Below are 15,034 nucleotides of genomic sequence, written 5' to 3' on the forward strand. Positions count from 1 at the left end.
AATGACCGGAATGTGTAGATCTGGCCCGAGGGGGAAGTTGGAGGGTGCACATCACTACTCCCTGAGGAGCGTGCACCCATGTCCACGGGAACGCTTCTGGCGATCATCATCCCGATCGTGGTGGTGATCGCTCTGGCCGCTGTGGCGGTCTCACTGCTGATGCGACGCCGTCGGCTCCGTGAGCGCTTCGGCCCGGAGTACGAACGGACGGTCGAGGGATCCGACAGCCGGCTCGCCGCCGAGCGTGAGCTCCGGGAACGCGAGAGGCGACACGATTCACTGGAGATCAAACCGCTGCCCTCCGTGTCGCGGGACCGCTACACGAGGGAGTGGAGCGGCGTCCAGGAGGAGTTCGTCGACCGGCCGGAGGACGCGGTGCACGACGCGGACCGGCTCGTGACCTCCCTGATGCACGAGCGCGGGTATCCGACCGAGGGGTTCGAGCAGCAGATGAAGGACCTCTCGGTGGAGCACGGTGCCACGCTGGAGCACTACCGGGCCGCGCACGAGGTGGAGACCCTCTCCACCCGCAAGCAGGCGACGACCGAGCAGTTGCGGGGCGCCATGGTGCACTACCGCGCCCTGTTCGACGAGTTGCTCTCCGACGGCGGCGGCCGGGCGCGACCCGCCCGGACCTGACCGCGATACCACCCGCAGAGGAACGCCATGCGCAGAAACGAGGACGCGGACCGCCCCACCGGCGGTCTGTCAACCGAGGACCTCGCCCAGCCGACCGATACCGGCGCGGGCACCGAGCCGGAGGACACCTCCTCGGGAGCCCCCGTCTATCCCGGCGAGAGCACCGAGGCGCCGAGCACCGAGGCGCCGAGCGAGAGCGGCGCGTCCGCCACCGGCGGAGCCGGTGCCGAAGCCGGGGCTTCCGCCACCTCGGAGGCGCCGGCTGCCACGGGGGCCGCGGACGACGAGATGCCGCAGCTGCTGACGGACGACGACGAGCGGTCCTTCCGCGACCGCTGGCAGACGATCCAGAACAGGTTCGTGGACGACCCCCGTGAGGCCGTGCACGACGCCGACGCCCTGGTCGCGGACGTCATGCAGACCCTGGCCTCCACCTTCGCCCAGCACAAGAAGGACCTGGAAGGCCAGTGGGGCGAGGGCGAGAAGGTGGACACGGAGGAACTCCGCGGAGCGCTGCGACGCTACCGTTCCTTCTTCAACCGCCTGCTCAGCACCTGAGACGCCGTCCGCCCCGTGCCCACGGCACCCTGCCACGCTCAGGGCATGACCCGCGCGAGGTAGGGTGCCGTCGCACTGCCCGACGCCGAGGCGACCCGCTCCGGCGGCCCGGCCGCCACGATCCGTCCGCCCCGGTCGCCCCCGCCGGGGCCCAGGTCGATCACCCAGTCCGCGCCGGCCACCACCGTCATGTCGTGCTCGACCACCACCACCGTGTGCCCGGCGTCGACCAGCCCGTGCAGCCGGTCCATCAGCACCTCGACGTCGGCCGGGTGCAGCCCGGTGGTGGGCTCGTCCAGCAGGTAGAGGGTGTGGCCGCGCCGGCCGCGCTGCAACTCGCCCGCCAGCTTGATCCGCTGTGCCTCGCCGCCGGACAGCTCGGTCGCCGGCTGACCGAGCCGCAGATAGCCGAGTCCCACGTCGAGCAGGGTGCCGAGGCTGCGGGCGGCGGCCGGGATGTCGCCGAAGAACTCCGCCGCGGCCTCCACCGTCAGGTCCAGCACCTCGGCGATGCTCCGGCCCCGGTACGTCACCTGGAGCGTCCCGGGGTTGTAGCGGGCGCCGCCGCAGTCCGGGCAGGGCGCGTACGTGCTGGGCAGGAAGAGCAGCTCCACGCTGACGAACCCCTCGCCCTGGCAGGTCTCGCAGCGCCCCCCGGCGACATTGAAGGAGAACCGCCCGACGCCGAAGCCGCGCGCCCGGGCCTCCTCGGTGCCGGCGAACACCTTGCGCACCACGTCGAACAGGCCGGTGTAGGTGGCCAGGTTGGAGCGCGGGGTGCGGCCGATCGGCCGCTGGTCGACCCGGACCAGCCGGTCCACGCCCGCCGGTTCCTGCGCCAACTCGCCGATCAGCGTGGACTTTCCTGAACCGGAGACCCCGGTCACGGCGGTGAAGGCGCCGAGCGGGAACTCGGCGGTCACCGCGCGCAGGTTGTGCCGGGTCACCGGGCCGACCTTCAACCAGCCCCGCGGCGCACGCACTTCACGCGCCGGCCCGGGTGACTCGTCGAAGAGGTACACGGCGGTCGCCGACTCCTCCACCGACGCCAGCTCGGCCGGCGGCCCGCTGTACAGCACGCGTCCGCCGTGCTCTCCCGCGCCCGGGCCCACGTCCACCAGCCAGTCGGCGCCGCGCACCACGTCCAGATGGTGCTCCACCACGAACACCGAGTTGCCCGCGGACTTCAGCCGGTCCAGCACGGTCAGCAGCGCCTCGGTGTCCGCCGGGTGCAGTCCGGCGGACGGCTCGTCCAGCACGTACACCACACCGAACAGCCCGGACCGCAACTGCGTGGCGAGCCGCAGCCGTTGCAGCTCGCCCGCCGACAGGGTGGGGGTGGAGCGGTCGAGGCTGAGATAGCCGAGGCCCAGCTCGACCACCGGCGCGATGCGGGACCTCAGGTCCTCGGTGAGGACCCGCGCGGTCTCCTCCCGGCCGTGCAGCAGGCCGGCCAGGTCGGTCAGCGGCAGCGCGGCCAGTTCGGCGATGGTCCGGCCGCCGAAGGTCACCGCCAGCGCCTCCGGCCGCAGCCGGCTGCCCCCGCACACGCGGCAGGGCGCGCTGGTCAGAAATCGCTCCGCCTTCGCCCGCAGGGACGCCGACTTGGTGTCCGCGAACGTCTTCAGCACATACCGTCGCGCGCTCATGTACGTGCCCTGGTACGGCCGCTGGATCCGGCCGGCGTCGCGGACGGGGTGCACGGTGACGACCGGCTGCTCGTCCGTGAACAGGATCCACTCCCGCTGATCGGCGGGCAGCTCGCGCCAGGGCCGGTCCACGTCGTAACCGAGCGCGTCGAGGATGTCGCGCAGGTTCTTGCCCTGCCAGGCGCCGGGCCAGGCGGCGATGGCGCCCTCGCGGATGGACAGCGAGGGGTCCGGGACCAGCGACTCCTCGGTGGTGTCGTGCACCTGACCCAGGCCGTGGCACTCCGGGCAGGCGCCGGCCGCGGTGTTCGGCGAGAACGCGTCCGAGTCGAGCCGCTCGGCGCCCGGCGGATACTCCCCGGCGCGGGAGAACAGCATGCGCAGGGAGTTGGAGAGATTGGTGACCGTGCCCACCGAGGAGCGCGAGGTGGGGGCCGCGCGCCGCTGCTGCAGCGATACCGCGGGCGGCAGCCCGGTGATCTCGCCGACCTTGGGCGCCCCGACCTGGTGGATCAGCCTGCGCGCGTAGGGCGCGACCGACTCGAAGTACCGCCGCTGCGCCTCGGCGTAGATCGTGCCGAACGCCAGGGACGACTTCCCCGAGCCGGACACACCGGTGAACACGGCCAGTGCGTCCCGTGGGATGTCCACGTCGACGCCCTTGAGGTTGTGCTCGCGGGCGCCGCGGACACGGACGCAGGGATCGTGCGGGCTGTGCATAGGGGGGAGACTCTATCCGCCCCCGTGCACTAGGACTGCGGCGGGTTGTCCCGGTTCGGCCGGGTGCCGAACTCGTCCCTCATCCGGTCCTGCGCGGTGTCGACCTGCGACTGGTACTTGTTCCCGGTGCGCTGGTCGACGTAGTCGCCGCCCTTGTCGATGCCCTTGTCGGCCATGCCCTCATGGCCCTTGAGCATGCCCTTGATCTTGTCCATGAAGGACATGGCAGCCCTCCTCGTCGCTTGAGGCTTCCCCTCCCAGGTTCCCCGTGCGCGGCCGGGTTCGCATCTCGGGACCTCGTCAGCGGCCGGGCGTGAAGAGCGCGGCGAGCCGCCGGAAGGAGTCCAGCAGGGCCGTACGGTCGTAGGAGCTGGTGGTGACGAGGACCTCGTCGGCGCCGGTCTCCTTCAGCACCGTCTCCAGCTCGTGCGCCACCTGCTCCCCGGTGCCCGCGATGTGCCCGGCGAGTCCCGAGGCGTAGTGGTCGCGCTCCTTCGCGGTCATCGCTCGGGCTCGGTCTCCTCGGCCGGCGCGAGGGGCGGGAAGGCGCCGTGGGTGCGGGAGTACGCCATCGACCAGGCCTCCGGGACCAGCAGCCGCCGCGCCTCCTCCTCGGTGCCGGCGACCGCGACCGTGCCGGAGACCACGACGTACGGCTCGGACGCCCACGGGGAGGGGCGGAACAGCGAGCGGTACTGGTCGATGCCGCGCAGCATCCGCTCGCGGGCGCGCAGATCGCCGATCACCATCGGCAGCCCGGCGCGCGCCGCGATCCGCGCGCCCTCGCCCATGGCCAGCACGAACGGCGGCACCCGCAGACCTTCGGAGGGGCGGGCGTGCACCCCGGCCGGCGAGCCGCCCTCGAACCAGGCCAGCAGCTCGCCCAGCTGCGTCGCGAAGTCCCCGGCGGCCTCCTTGTCCCGGCCGAGGGCCTTGCGCACCCCGTCGGTGAAGCCGACGGACCGCCCGAGCCCCATGTCGATCCGGCCGGGGAACAGCGACTCCAGGACGCCGAACTGCTCGGCGACGACGAGCGGTTGGTGGTTGGGCAGCATGACCCCGCCGGTGCCGACCCGGATCGTCCGGGTGGCCGAGGCGACGGCGGCGGCCAGCACGGTCGGCGCGGAACCGGCGACACCGGGCACCCCGTGGTGCTCCGAGACCCAGAACCGGTGGTAGCCGAGCGCCTCCGCCTCCCGCGCCAGCGCGACGGTGTCCCGCAGGGCCTCGCCGGGCGGACGCCCCTCGCGGGTGCGGGAGCGGTCGAGGACGGAGAACCGGGTCCGGGCGATCAGTGTGCTGCTCACACAGGGTTCAACGCCCCGGCGGGCCGGGGATTCCCCGGGTGTGTGCCGTGCCTGGCTAGGGTGGGCCCGTGACCGACAGCAGCCAGCGTCCGCTCGCCGTGTTCGACCTCGACAACACCCTGGCCGACACCGCGCACCGGCAGCACTTCCTGGAGACGCGGCCGAAGAACTGGGCCGCCTTCTTCGCGGCGGCGCCCGCCGACCCGCCCCTCGCCGAGGGCGTCGCGCTGGCCGTGGACAGCGCCCGGGAGTGCGAGGTGGTGTATCTCACCGGCCGCCCCGAACGGTGCCGGCGCGACACGCTGGACTGGCTCGCGGCTCACGGGCTGCCCGAGGGGCCGGTGCACATGCGCGGCGACGCCGACCGCAGGCCCGCCCGGTTCACCAAGCTGGAGATCCTGCGCCGGCTGGCCCGGAGCCGCGAGGTCCGCGTCCTGGTGGACGACGACGAACTGGTCTGCGACGACGCCGAGCGCGCCGGGTTCACCGTCGTACGGGCCCGCTGGGCGGCGAAGTCCGAGGCGCTTCAGGACGCCCAGGAGCGGGAGGGCCGCACCTGAGCGGCCAGGTCAGGTCTGGTCCTCGATGCGGAAGCCCACCTTCAGTCCCACCTGGTAGTGCTCGATCCGTCCGTTCTCGATCTGCCCGCGGACCTCCGTCACCTGGAACCAGTCGAGGTTGCGCAGGGTCTGGTCGGCGCGCGCGATGCCGTTGCGGATGGCCTGGTCGATGCCCTCGTGCGACGTGCCGACGATCTCGGTGACCCGGTAGGTGTGGTTCGTCATGAGGGTGCTCCTCTCGTGTCACGCCGTACTCCACCGTGCCCCATCCCCGCTCCGCCCGCACGGTGTCCCCCTTGACCCCTCGCATTGGTCCATACCAAAATCCAGCACACCCGTACGAGCGGCGCCGCTCGTCCCCCCACGTCGGGCCCCCACGCCTGTCCGCACTCGCCTGCCAGACAGAACAAGGACGGACCCCTCGTGAGACGTCGTCTGATCGCCCTGGTGTGTGTCGCCTGTTCCCTCCTGAGCGCCTGCGGGATGCTCCCCGGCGGGCACGAGCGCAAGACCGTGACCGTGTGGCTCATGAAGGACAGCGCCTCCGCGGACTTCCTTCGGCGCTTCACGGCCGACTTCGAACGCACCCACAAGGACCTGCGCCTGGACATCCGCATCCAGCAGTGGACCGGCATCGTCGACAAGGTCCGCGCGGTGCTCAAGGGCCGCTCCGGCCACGGACCCGACGTCATCGAGGTCGGCAACACCCAGGTGCCGCTGTACGCCGACGGCCACGGACTCGCCGACCTCACCCTGGAGTCGATGCGCGACTGGGGCAAGGACCAGTGGCTGCCCGCCCTCGCCGACCCCGGCAGGGACGCCGACGGACAGTACGGCATCCCCTGGTACGCGGCCAACCGCGTCGTCATCTACCGCACGGACCTGTTCGCCCGGGCCGGCATCGCCCGCCCGCCGCGGACCCGCGAGGAATGGCTCGCCGACACCCAGAAGCTCGACTCCGGCGGCGACCAGGGCATCTACCTCGCCGGCCAGGACTGGTACACGCTCTCGGGGTTCATCTGGGACGAGGGCGGCGACCTCGCGCTGCGGAAGGACTACCGGTGGCAGGGCGCCCTCGACAGCCCGGCCGCGCTGCGCGGCATGGACTTCTACCGGCGGCTGCAGGCGCTGGGCCGGGGCCCGGTCGGTGCCGACGAGGAACACCCGCCCCAGGCCGGGGTGTTCGCGGCCGGCAAGGTGGCCCAGATCATAGCCGTACCCGGGCTCGCCCAGACGATCGTGCGGCAGAACCCGGACCTGAAGGGCAGGCTCGGCTTCTTCCCGGTGCCGGGGAAGACCGCCGCACGGCCCGGCACCGTGTTCACCGGCGGCTCCGACCTCGTCGTCCCGGCCGCCACCAAGGACCAGTTCGCCGCGACCGCCGTCGTCGGAGCCCTCGTCGGCGCCAAGTGGGACACCGAACTCGCCCGCACCATGAACTGCGTGCCCAACAAGACGACGCTGGCGGGCGCGGTCGCGGGCGAGCCGGGGGTCGCCGCCATGGCCGCGGGCGCGGCCCACGGCCGGGCGACCCCCAGCACCCCTCAGTGGGCGGACGTCGAGGCCGACAACCCGATCAAGGAGTACATGACCCGGGTACTGAGCGGGGCGGACCCCGCCACCGAGGCCCGCCGGGCCTCGGCGGAGATCACCCGGGACCTGGCACCGGACGTCTGAGTCACCGCACCACGCTCAGCGACAGCGCGAAGCGCCCCTGCGCGTCCGTCCACCAGTGGGTCAACTCGAGCCCGGCGGCGGCCAGTTCCGCGGACACGCCCTCCTTGCGGAACTTCGCCGACACCTCGGTGCGCAGCTCCTCACCGGCCGCGAAGTCCACGGCCAGGTCCAGCGCGGGCACCTTCACGGTCTGCGCGGTACGGGAGCGCAGCCGCATCTCGATCCACTCGCGCTCGGCGTCCCAGAGGGCCACATGGTCGAAGGCGTCCGGATCGAAGTCGGCGCCCAGCTCCCGGTCGACGACGGCCAGCACGTTCTTGTTGAACGCGGCCGTCACCCCGGCCGCGTCGTCGTACGCCCTGACCAGCACCCGCTCGTCCTTGACCAGGTCCGTGCCGAGCAGCAGCCCGTCGCCCGGCGCGAGCAGCGAGCGTACGGAGGCGAGGAACCCGGCGCGTTCGGCGGGCAGCAGGTTGCCGATCGTGCCGCCGAGGAAGGCCAGCAGCCGGGGTCCCGGCGTGGCGGGCAGGGTCAGCGGGGCGGTGAAGTCGGCGATCAGCGCGTGCACGTCGAGGTCCGGGTGGTCCTCGACGAGCGCCTGCCCGGCCTGGACCAGCGCGCTCTCGCTGACGTCGACCGGGACGTAGGCCGCGGGGGCGAGCGCGTCGAGGAGGAAGCGGGTCTTCTCCGAGGAGCCCGAGCCGAGTTCGATCAGCGTGCGGGCGCCGCTCGCCGCGGCGATCTCGCCGGACCGGCCGGCGAGGATCTCCCGCTCGGCGCGGGTGGGGTAGTACTCGGGCAGTTCGGTGATCTGCTCGAACAGTTCGCTGCCGCGGGCGTCGTAGAACCACTTGGGCGGCAGCCACTTGGGCTGGTCGGTGAGGCCGGCGAGGACGTCGGCGCGCAGCGCGGCGTCCGTCGCGTCCTCGGGGAGTGTGCGGGTGACGTGCAAGGGGCTCACGAACAGGGCTCCTTCGGTGATGGGGGCGCCCCCGCTCGGGCGGAGTCGAGCGTGGGGGAGGACGCCGGATCCTCCAGCGGTGCGAGCAGCACGCCGGCGCGGCTCGCGGTGAGCACGGTGCGGTCGGGGACCTCCTGCCAGAGCGGGTCGTCGTCGTATGGCTCGGAGGCGACCACCGTGCCGCGGCCGGGCTCCGTGCGGTACCAGAGGGTGTCGCCCCAGGCGGTGGCGGTGATCGTCGCGCCGTCCGTCAGCAGCAGGTTGAGGCGCGAGGCGGGGGTGACGTCGGCCAGCCGGCGAACCGTTTCGCCGAGCGCCTGCCCGGGTTCGTCACCGCAGCGCAGCCGGTGCAGGACCAGCGCCCAGACGAACGCCGAGTCGGTGCGGGCCTGCAGCGACAGCAGGTCGACCGGGGGCAGCAGGGACACGAGCGGGGCCACCGAGTCCGGCCAGCCCGCGAGGGCGCCGTTGTGGCTGAACAGCCACCGGCCCGAGGCGAAGGGCGCCGCGGCGGCCTCGGCGTCCGCGCCCGCGAGCGTCGCGTCCCGTACGGCGGCCAGTACGGCGCCGGAACGCACCACCCGGGCCAGGTCGGCGAAGGACAGGTCGGCCCAGATCGGCCCGGCCCGCCGGTAGCGGGCCGGCACCGGGTCGCCGGGGGCGTACCAGCCGACCCCGAACCCGTCGGCGTTGACGGTGCCGTAGCGCTGCCGCCGGGGCGCCCACGACTGGCGCAGCAGGCTGTGCTCGGGCTCGGCCAGGATCCGGCCGAGCGGCACCTGCGGCCCCACATAGGCCAGGTGACGGCACATCAGACGGCCTCCGAGCGGGCGGTGCGGAACCCGGAGAAGATCTGCCGCCGGATCGGGTAGTCCCAGTTGCGGAACGTGCCCCGGCAGGCCACCGGGTCCACGGCGAACGAACCGCCGCGCAGCACCTTGTGCTCGGGACCGAAGAACACCTCCGAGTACTCCTTGTACGGGAACGCCCGGAAGCCCGGGTACGGCAGGAAGTCACTCGCCGTCCACTCCCACACGTCCCCGATCAACTGCCGTACGCCGAGCGGGGACTCACCGGCGGGATAGCTGCCGGCGGGTGCGGGCCTGAGGTGCCGCTGGCCCAGGTTGGCGTGCTCCGGCGACGGGTCGGCGTCGCCCCACGGGAAGCGCAGGGAGCGGCCGGTGGCCGGGTCGTGCCGGGCGGCCTTCTCCCACTCCGCCTCGGTGGGCAGCCGGCGCCCGGCCCAGCGGGCGTAGGCGTCGGCCTCGTACCAGCACACGTGCAGCACCGGCTCGTCGGGCGGGACCGCCTCCGTGATCCCGAAGCGGCGCCGCAGCCAGCGGTCGCCGTCCCGGCGCCAGAACAGCGGCGCGGTGATCGCGTGCTGCTTGATGTGCGCCCAGCCCTCCGGCGTCCACCAGCGCTCGGTGTCGTAACCGCCGTCCTCGATGAACGCCTGGTACGCCGCGTTCGTCACCGGGGTGGTGTCGATCCAGAACGGGGCCACCTCCCGGACGTGTGCCGGGCGTTCGTTGTCCAGGGCCCACGGCTCGGTGGCGGTGCCCATGGTGAACGGGCCGCCGGGGACGAGGACTTCGGCCGGACCGGTGAACAGCGGGGCCGGTGCCGGGTCCGGGGCGGTCAGGGTCTGCGGGCCCCTCCTGAGCTGATGGGTGATCAGCATGGTCTCGTCGTGCTGCTGTTCGTGCTGGGCGATCATCCCGAACGCGAATCCGGACTCGGTCAGCCGGGTGCCGTGGAAGTCCGCGCCCGCCAGCAGGTCCATGACCCGGCCGCGCACCTCGGCGGCGTAGTGCCGGGCCTCGGCGGGCGGCAGCAGCGGCAGCGAGGGCCGCTCGGCGCGCGGGTGCTCGAAGGCGTCGTACAGGCCGTCTATCTCGGGCCGCATGGGGTCACGGCCGCCGACCGTCCGCAGCAGCCACAGCTCCTCCTGGTTGCCGATGTGCGCGAGGTCCCACACCAGCGGGGACATCAGCGGCGAGTGCTGGGCGGTCAGGTCGGGTTCCTCGACGCAGGTGGTCAGCAGCGTGGTGCGGTCACGGGCGGCGGTCAGGGAGGCCAGCACCCGCTCGCGCAGCGTCTCGCTGTCCACCTCGGTCGTCGCGGTGTCGGTCTCGGGGCCGGTCATGTGCGGATGTCCTTCCTCCCGTGGGCGGTACGGCCGGGCCGGTTCGCGGGCGTCCTCAGGCCGGCCGTCCCGTCGAGCAGATCGTCGGCCGGGCAGCGGCCCCGGGCGACATAGCGGTCCCGGTACGCGGCCACCGCGCCGATCACCTCGGCGGTGGCGCCGAGCCGGGGCAGGGCGTCCAGCGCCGCCGCGAAACACACGGCGGCCGCCTCGCGCAGCTCCGGGTCGGCCGGACCGAGCCGGGCCGCGTCGGTCCACAGCGGGTTGTGCGGGGCGGGCAGGTTCAGCGCCCGCTCCGCGAGGCGTTTCACGCTCCGGTACGCCGTCTCGGCGGCCGCCGGGTCGTCGAACAGCGCCGCCGTCACCGCGAGCGGCACGATCCAGCCGTCGTCTCCGGGCTGCGCGTCGATCATCCGCAGCTCCAGGTGGCCGCGCGGCCGGACCGGTGGGAACAGGGTGGTCAGGTGGTACTCCAGGTCCGCCCGGGTGGGCGGCCGGGGCGAGCGGGAGCGGGTCCACTCCCGGAAGGTGAGCCCCTCGGGCACCTCCCACGGCCCGCTGTCGTGCCGTACGCACATCACCGGCGAGTCCAGCACGTGCCGCGCCCAGGCGGCCCGCGGGTCGCCGTCCAGCGGGGGAGCGCCCGCGCGCCCGGCGCCGATCTCCATCCACATCAGCTGCCGGGTGGACATCCAGCCCGTGGGCTCGTGGCCGAGCAGCGGGGAGTTGGCGAACGCGGCCACCAGCACCGCCCCCAGCTGATGGGCCAGCCACCAGCGGCGCCGGTGCCCGAGCGGGCCCGGCTCCTCGTGGCCGGCGTCCACGCACACCTGCACGGAGGCCGAGGCGCACATCATGTGCCGGCCCGCGGGACCGGTGCGGTCCAGGCAGGTCTCCATGGCGTCGTAGCGGGGCTCGCGCAGGAACCTGCGGGGGGTGTGCCAGGGGTCGTGGCCGATGCCGACCAGACCGAGCCCCTGCTCCGCGAGGACGGCGCGTACGGCGTCCAGGTCGGCGGAGACGGTGGTGACGCACTCCATCAGGGAGGCGGCGGGCGGCGAGCTGAGCTCCAGCTGGCCACCGGGTTCCACGGTGAGCGGCGAGCGCAGGGGCACCGCCCGCAGCGCCGCGTACGCCGCTGCGAGTCGTTCGGGTGTCACGGGGAGCTGCGGCATCCGCAGCTCGTGGACCAGCCACTCCAGTTCCACACCGAGCGCGCGCGGCGGTCCCGTCTTGAAGCAGATGCCCCTGACCAGGGCCTCCACCTCGGCCTCGGTGACGGCGCTGCGGTGGTTCGTACAGTCGCCACCGTCACTTACTGAATCGGACATGTAGGGATCCTCCTGAGATTCCACCATGTCACCGGCCCGGTTCGGACAGGGGGCCGGGCAGGCACGCGTTCCACCCAAGACCCTCGAGCCGCTCGGCACAAGGGTGCCCGTCCGGACGTTCCGGTTCGGTCATCTCCCTTTCCGTACGCGTTCTCCGGTTCGTTCCGGGGGCGGGAAACTCCGTTGCACCGCACCACCAGCATCACTCAGGATGCGTGCATGAGCACGACGGGGGAGATCGCGCGGGCCGCGCTCATGGCGCCCACGGGGGTGGCGCCATGAGCGCGCGCCTGCGTTCCGTCGCGGCCGAGACGGAACGGATCGTGGCGGCGGGCGGCTATCGCGCGCCGGACGGCCGGGAGGTGTCCCTGGCCGCGTGGATCGAGGCCGCGCGGGCCGGCACCCGGATGTTCGGTCCGGACCCGGTGCCGCTACGGCAAACGGGTGGAACCGCCGGGACCGTCTTCGAGGTCACCGGGGAGAGCAGCCTGGAGGCCGCCCGCCGGCTGTCCGGCAAGCCGGTCGCCGTGCTGAACTTCGCCTCGGCCCGCAATCCCGGCGGCGGTTACCTCAACGGCGCCCAGGCCCAGGAGGAAGCCCTGTGCCGCGCCTCCGCGCTGCACACCTGCCTGCTGACGGTCCCCGCCTTCTACGACCACCACCGCGCCCACCGCGACCCGTTCTACACCGACCGGGTGATCCACTCACCGGCCGTCCCGGTCTTCCGCGACGACCGGGGCCGGCTGCTGGCCGAGCCGTACCGCGCGGGCTTCGTCACCGCCGCCGCCCCGAACGCGGGCGTCGTACGGCGCACCGCACCGGAGCGCGCCGCCGACCTGCCCGGCGCCCTCGCGGCGCGGGCCGAGCGGGTGCTGGAGACGGCCGCCGCCCACGGCTACGGCCGGCTGGTGCTCGGCGCCTGGGGCTGCGGGGTGTTCCAGAACGACCCGGTGCAGGTGGCGGGCGCGTTCCGGGCGCTGCTCGGCCCCGGCGGCCGGTTCGCCGGGACCTTCGAGCACGTGGTGTTCGGGGTGCTGGACCGGACACCGGGGGCGGTGGTGCGGGAGGCGTTCGCGCGGGCGTTCCCGGAGTCGCGCGGCCTCCCGGCGGGTGCGCCGTCCGCGGGTCAGGTCCAGCCGTAGCGCTCGTGCAGCCGCTGCCGGACGAGGTTGAAGCGCATCCGGTCCAGCGCGCACGCCTCCCGGCGCATGCCCTCCTCGTGCAGCCGCAGGACGCGGTCCACGTTCACCCATGAGTCCCGGCCCGACCGGTCCCACGGCCCGCTGCCGATGGCCACCCACTCCCGGTCACCGTCGTGCCGCTTGCTGGACAGCTGCACGGCGAGGAACGTGCCGGCCGCCTCCCGGGCGACGACCAGCACCGGACGGTCCTTGCCCCGGCCGTCGTTCTCCTCGAACGGCACCCAGGTCCACACGATCTCGCCGGGGTCCGGGTCACCGTCGTGGGCCGGGGAGTACTCGGTGCGCACCCGGCCGACCCGGCGCGGATCTGCTTCGGTGGTCGCGTGGGGGCCGTACCGGCCGGGGATGTTCTCATCGGTAAACGTGGTCACGGGGGCACCCTAATGGGCGACGCGTGACCGGCAAGGCCCGCCTGCCGGGCGTGGGTTGTCCGGCGTGGGCTTGACGGGGCGGCCGTCAGGGGACGATGCCTACCGGCGCCGTCCGTCAGGCGCCGGGGTGGGCGCCGATCTGCAGGCCCGGGCGGCGCTGATGGACGGTCACATAGGTCAGGCCCGCAGCGCCCGCGCTGATGCTGCGCGACGCGCCGTGCGGCAGCCAGACCAGGGCCCCCTCGGTGAGCGGCTGGGACTCACCGGCCGGGCCCGTGCCGAGCGCGCCGTCCCCGGAGACCACCAGGACCAGCACATCCAGCTGGGTCTCGGTGTGCGCGGTGATCCGGTCGCCCGGGGCGAGCCGGACCACGTTGGCGTCGAGCTGCCGTCCGCTCTCGGCCAGCTTCCACAGCACTCCGCCGGGCAGCGGCGGAGACTCGGCCAGCGCCCGGGCGTCGCACAGCACACGGGCGTCGGCCGCGCCGCCGGCCGGCCCGGTGTCCCTCGCGGACCGCGACGTCATCTGCTGTTCCCCTCGGCTCTTCCGTCTCCTCGCGGACACGTACCCACTGCTGGTCCTCGCGGCTCACCCTACAATTAATACAAGTAGCATTCGTGAAAAAATGCGGCCCGGATGGGAGAGGGGCTTTCGAAGGTGACCAGGCGGGAGAGCCCGCGCCGCCGAGCGGTGCTGGACGTGCTGCACGCCGCACCCTCGCCGCTCGGCGTCGCGGAGACGGCCGAGCGGATGGGCCTCCACCCGAACACGGTGCGGTTCCATCTGGACGCCCTGGTCGCCGAGGGCCTGGTCGAGCGCCGGGCCGAGCCGTCGCCGGGACCCGGCCGGCCCCGCGGCGTCTACTCCGTGCGCCCCGGGATGGACCGCGGCGGCATGCGTGACTACCGGCTCCTGGCCCGCATGCTGCTCAGCCGGTGGGCGTCCGCCGACCCCGCTGTGGCCCGCGAGGAGGCGAGGGAGACCGGCCGGGCCTGGGGCCGTCTGCTGGTGCAGCCGCCGCCCCCGCAGGAGCGGGCGGCCGACCGGTCGGTGGCCGCGCTCGTCGCCCTGCTCGACGAGTTGGGCTTCGCCCCGCAGGCCGAGGGAGCGGACGGGCCCGGCGGACCGCCCCGGCGGATCCGGCTGCGGCACTGCCCCTTCCTCGAACTCGCCGAGGAACACGGGAAGCTGGTGTGCCCGCTCCATCTGGGCCTGATGCAGGGCGCGTTGGCCCGGCTGGGCGCCCCGCTGACGGCCACCGGCCTGGAGCCCTTCGCCGAACCGGACTCCTGCGTGGCCCACTTGACCGAGGCGGGCGCCGCCTGACCGACGAACACCGCGAACCCGGGCACCGCGTACCCCCCGCGCACCCCGTGCATCGACTCCACCCGCTCCACCCCGCTCACCCCGCTCCACCGCCGGCCCTCGGCGGAGAAAGGCCCCCACCGATGAACGTCACGTCCGCCGCCACCGCGAGCGCGGTCACCTTCGTCTGGCTCGGCATGGTGCTGGCGATCTCCTTCCTGGAGGCCCCGCTGAAGTTCCGTGCCCCGGGTGTGACCGTGCCGATCGGCCTGGGCATAGGCCGGCTGGTCTTCCGCGCGCTGAACGCCGTGGAGGCGGTGCTGGCCGTCGTCGTGATCGTCGCGGTCGCCGTGGGCGGTGCGCCGGCCGGCATCACGGCGCTGACCGTCCTCGTCGCGGTGCTGCTCCTCGGTCAGCTGGCCGTCGTCCGGCCCCACCTCAACCGCCGCTCCGACCGGGTCCTCGCGGGCGAGGAACTGCCCCGCTCCCGGAGCCACTTCTGGTACGTGGGGCTGGAACTGCTCAAGGTCGCGGCCCTGATCGCCCTGGGCATCGGCCTGCTCACGGTGTGACGACGCGACACGAACCCACCCCGCGAACCTGG

The 15,034-nt window shown here is 73.5% G+C and carries 16 protein-coding genes and 1 pseudogene; 7 read left to right on the forward strand and 10 right to left on the reverse strand.

Features of this window, described 5'->3' with window-relative positions; all coding sequences use genetic code 11:
* Positions 1-78 precede the first annotated feature (78 nt).
* Both AB0950_RS26620 and AB0950_RS26625 read left to right on the forward strand, forming a co-directional pair.
* Positions 79-639, forward strand: coding sequence for a hypothetical protein (locus AB0950_RS26620; RefSeq protein WP_360159729.1), 561 nt, complete (start codon positions 79-81; stop codon positions 637-639).
* Between the two features lie 27 nt (positions 640-666).
* Entirely contained in the window at positions 667-1,197 is a 531-nt protein-coding gene (locus AB0950_RS26625; RefSeq protein ID WP_366779560.1) for a hypothetical protein, read from the forward strand.
* 38 nt (positions 1,198-1,235) lie between these two features.
* Here the strand turns inward: AB0950_RS26625 and AB0950_RS26630 are convergent, their stop codons facing one another.
* The 3 genes and pseudogenes from AB0950_RS26630 to AB0950_RS26640 form a co-directional block, all read right to left on the reverse strand.
* Entirely contained in the window at positions 1,236-3,566 is a 2,331-nt protein-coding gene (locus AB0950_RS26630; protein ID WP_360159733.1) for an excinuclease ABC subunit UvrA, read from the reverse strand.
* Positions 3,567-3,595: 29 nt separating this feature from the next.
* On the reverse strand, positions 3,596-3,790 hold the full coding sequence (locus tag AB0950_RS26635; protein WP_360159735.1) for an antitoxin: 195 nt from the start codon (positions 3,788-3,790) through the stop codon (positions 3,596-3,598).
* A gap of 76 nt (positions 3,791-3,866) precedes the next feature.
* Positions 3,867-4,873: pseudogene (locus tag AB0950_RS26640) on the reverse strand (LLM class flavin-dependent oxidoreductase).
* 68 nt (positions 4,874-4,941) lie between these two features.
* Here AB0950_RS26640 and AB0950_RS26645 point away from each other — a divergent pair.
* Positions 4,942-5,433, forward strand: a complete 492-nt coding sequence (locus AB0950_RS26645) for a hypothetical protein (RefSeq protein ID WP_360159739.1) — start codon at positions 4,942-4,944, stop codon at positions 5,431-5,433.
* 9 nt (positions 5,434-5,442) lie between these two features.
* On the opposite strand, the gene AB0950_RS26650 is transcribed toward AB0950_RS26645, so the two are convergent.
* Positions 5,443-5,658 (reverse strand): dodecin, encoded by a 216-nt coding sequence (locus AB0950_RS26650; RefSeq protein ID WP_360159741.1) that lies wholly within the window; start codon positions 5,656-5,658, stop codon positions 5,443-5,445.
* A 198-nt stretch (positions 5,659-5,856) separates the two neighbouring features.
* Between AB0950_RS26650 and AB0950_RS26655 the strand changes: the two genes are divergently transcribed.
* Complete coding sequence (locus tag AB0950_RS26655) at positions 5,857-7,110, forward strand: extracellular solute-binding protein (RefSeq protein ID WP_360159743.1); 1,254 nt, start codon at positions 5,857-5,859, stop codon at positions 7,108-7,110.
* 1 nt (position 7,111) lies between these two features.
* Here AB0950_RS26655 and egtD read toward each other — a convergent pair whose 3' ends face one another.
* Genes egtD through egtA form a run of 4 tightly spaced genes read right to left on the reverse strand, consistent with a single transcriptional unit; the run spans position 7,112 to position 11,551 of the window.
* Positions 7,112-8,071, reverse strand: a complete 960-nt coding sequence (gene egtD, locus AB0950_RS26660) for an L-histidine N(alpha)-methyltransferase (RefSeq protein WP_360159745.1) — start codon at positions 8,069-8,071, stop codon at positions 7,112-7,114.
* Positions 8,068-8,883 (reverse strand): ergothioneine biosynthesis protein EgtC, encoded by an 816-nt coding sequence (egtC, locus tag AB0950_RS26665; protein WP_360159747.1) that lies wholly within the window; start codon positions 8,881-8,883, stop codon positions 8,068-8,070. Before egtC ends, egtD begins: the two co-directional genes overlap by 4 nt.
* On the reverse strand, positions 8,883-10,220 hold the full coding sequence (egtB, locus tag AB0950_RS26670) for an ergothioneine biosynthesis protein EgtB (RefSeq protein WP_366779561.1): 1,338 nt from the start codon (positions 10,218-10,220) through the stop codon (positions 8,883-8,885). The genes egtC and egtB overlap by 1 nt, the downstream gene beginning before the upstream one ends.
* Positions 10,217-11,551, reverse strand: a complete 1,335-nt coding sequence (gene egtA / locus AB0950_RS26675) for an ergothioneine biosynthesis glutamate--cysteine ligase EgtA (RefSeq protein WP_360574396.1) — start codon at positions 11,549-11,551, stop codon at positions 10,217-10,219. Before egtA ends, egtB begins: the two co-directional genes overlap by 4 nt.
* Before the next feature lie 278 nt (positions 11,552-11,829).
* On the opposite strand from egtA, the gene AB0950_RS26680 reads away from it, so the two are divergent.
* The gene (locus AB0950_RS26680; RefSeq protein WP_360159753.1) at positions 11,830-12,693 is read left to right on the forward strand and encodes a TIGR02452 family protein; all 864 of its coding nucleotides are present in this window, start codon (positions 11,830-11,832) and stop codon (positions 12,691-12,693) included.
* On the opposite strand, the gene AB0950_RS26685 is transcribed toward AB0950_RS26680, so the two are convergent.
* On the reverse strand, positions 12,678-13,124 hold the full coding sequence (locus AB0950_RS26685; protein WP_360159755.1) for a type II toxin-antitoxin system PemK/MazF family toxin: 447 nt from the start codon (positions 13,122-13,124) through the stop codon (positions 12,678-12,680). The genes AB0950_RS26680 and AB0950_RS26685 overlap by 16 nt on opposite strands.
* Before the next feature lie 115 nt (positions 13,125-13,239).
* Positions 13,240-13,650, reverse strand: coding sequence for a hypothetical protein (locus tag AB0950_RS26690; RefSeq protein WP_360159757.1), 411 nt, complete (start codon positions 13,648-13,650; stop codon positions 13,240-13,242).
* A gap of 132 nt (positions 13,651-13,782) precedes the next feature.
* Between AB0950_RS26690 and AB0950_RS26695 the strand changes: the two genes are divergently transcribed.
* Both AB0950_RS26695 and AB0950_RS26700 read left to right on the forward strand, forming a co-directional pair.
* Positions 13,783-14,451, forward strand: a complete 669-nt coding sequence (locus AB0950_RS26695; RefSeq protein WP_360159759.1) for a helix-turn-helix domain-containing protein — start codon at positions 13,783-13,785, stop codon at positions 14,449-14,451.
* A 122-nt stretch (positions 14,452-14,573) separates the two neighbouring features.
* Entirely contained in the window at positions 14,574-15,002 is a 429-nt protein-coding gene (locus tag AB0950_RS26700; protein ID WP_360159761.1) for a hypothetical protein, read from the forward strand.
* Positions 15,003-15,034: the final 32 nt, after the last annotated feature.

The organism is Streptomyces sp. NPDC007189 (assembly GCF_040703635.1).
GTDB lineage: Bacteria > Actinomycetota > Actinomycetes > Streptomycetales > Streptomycetaceae > Streptomyces.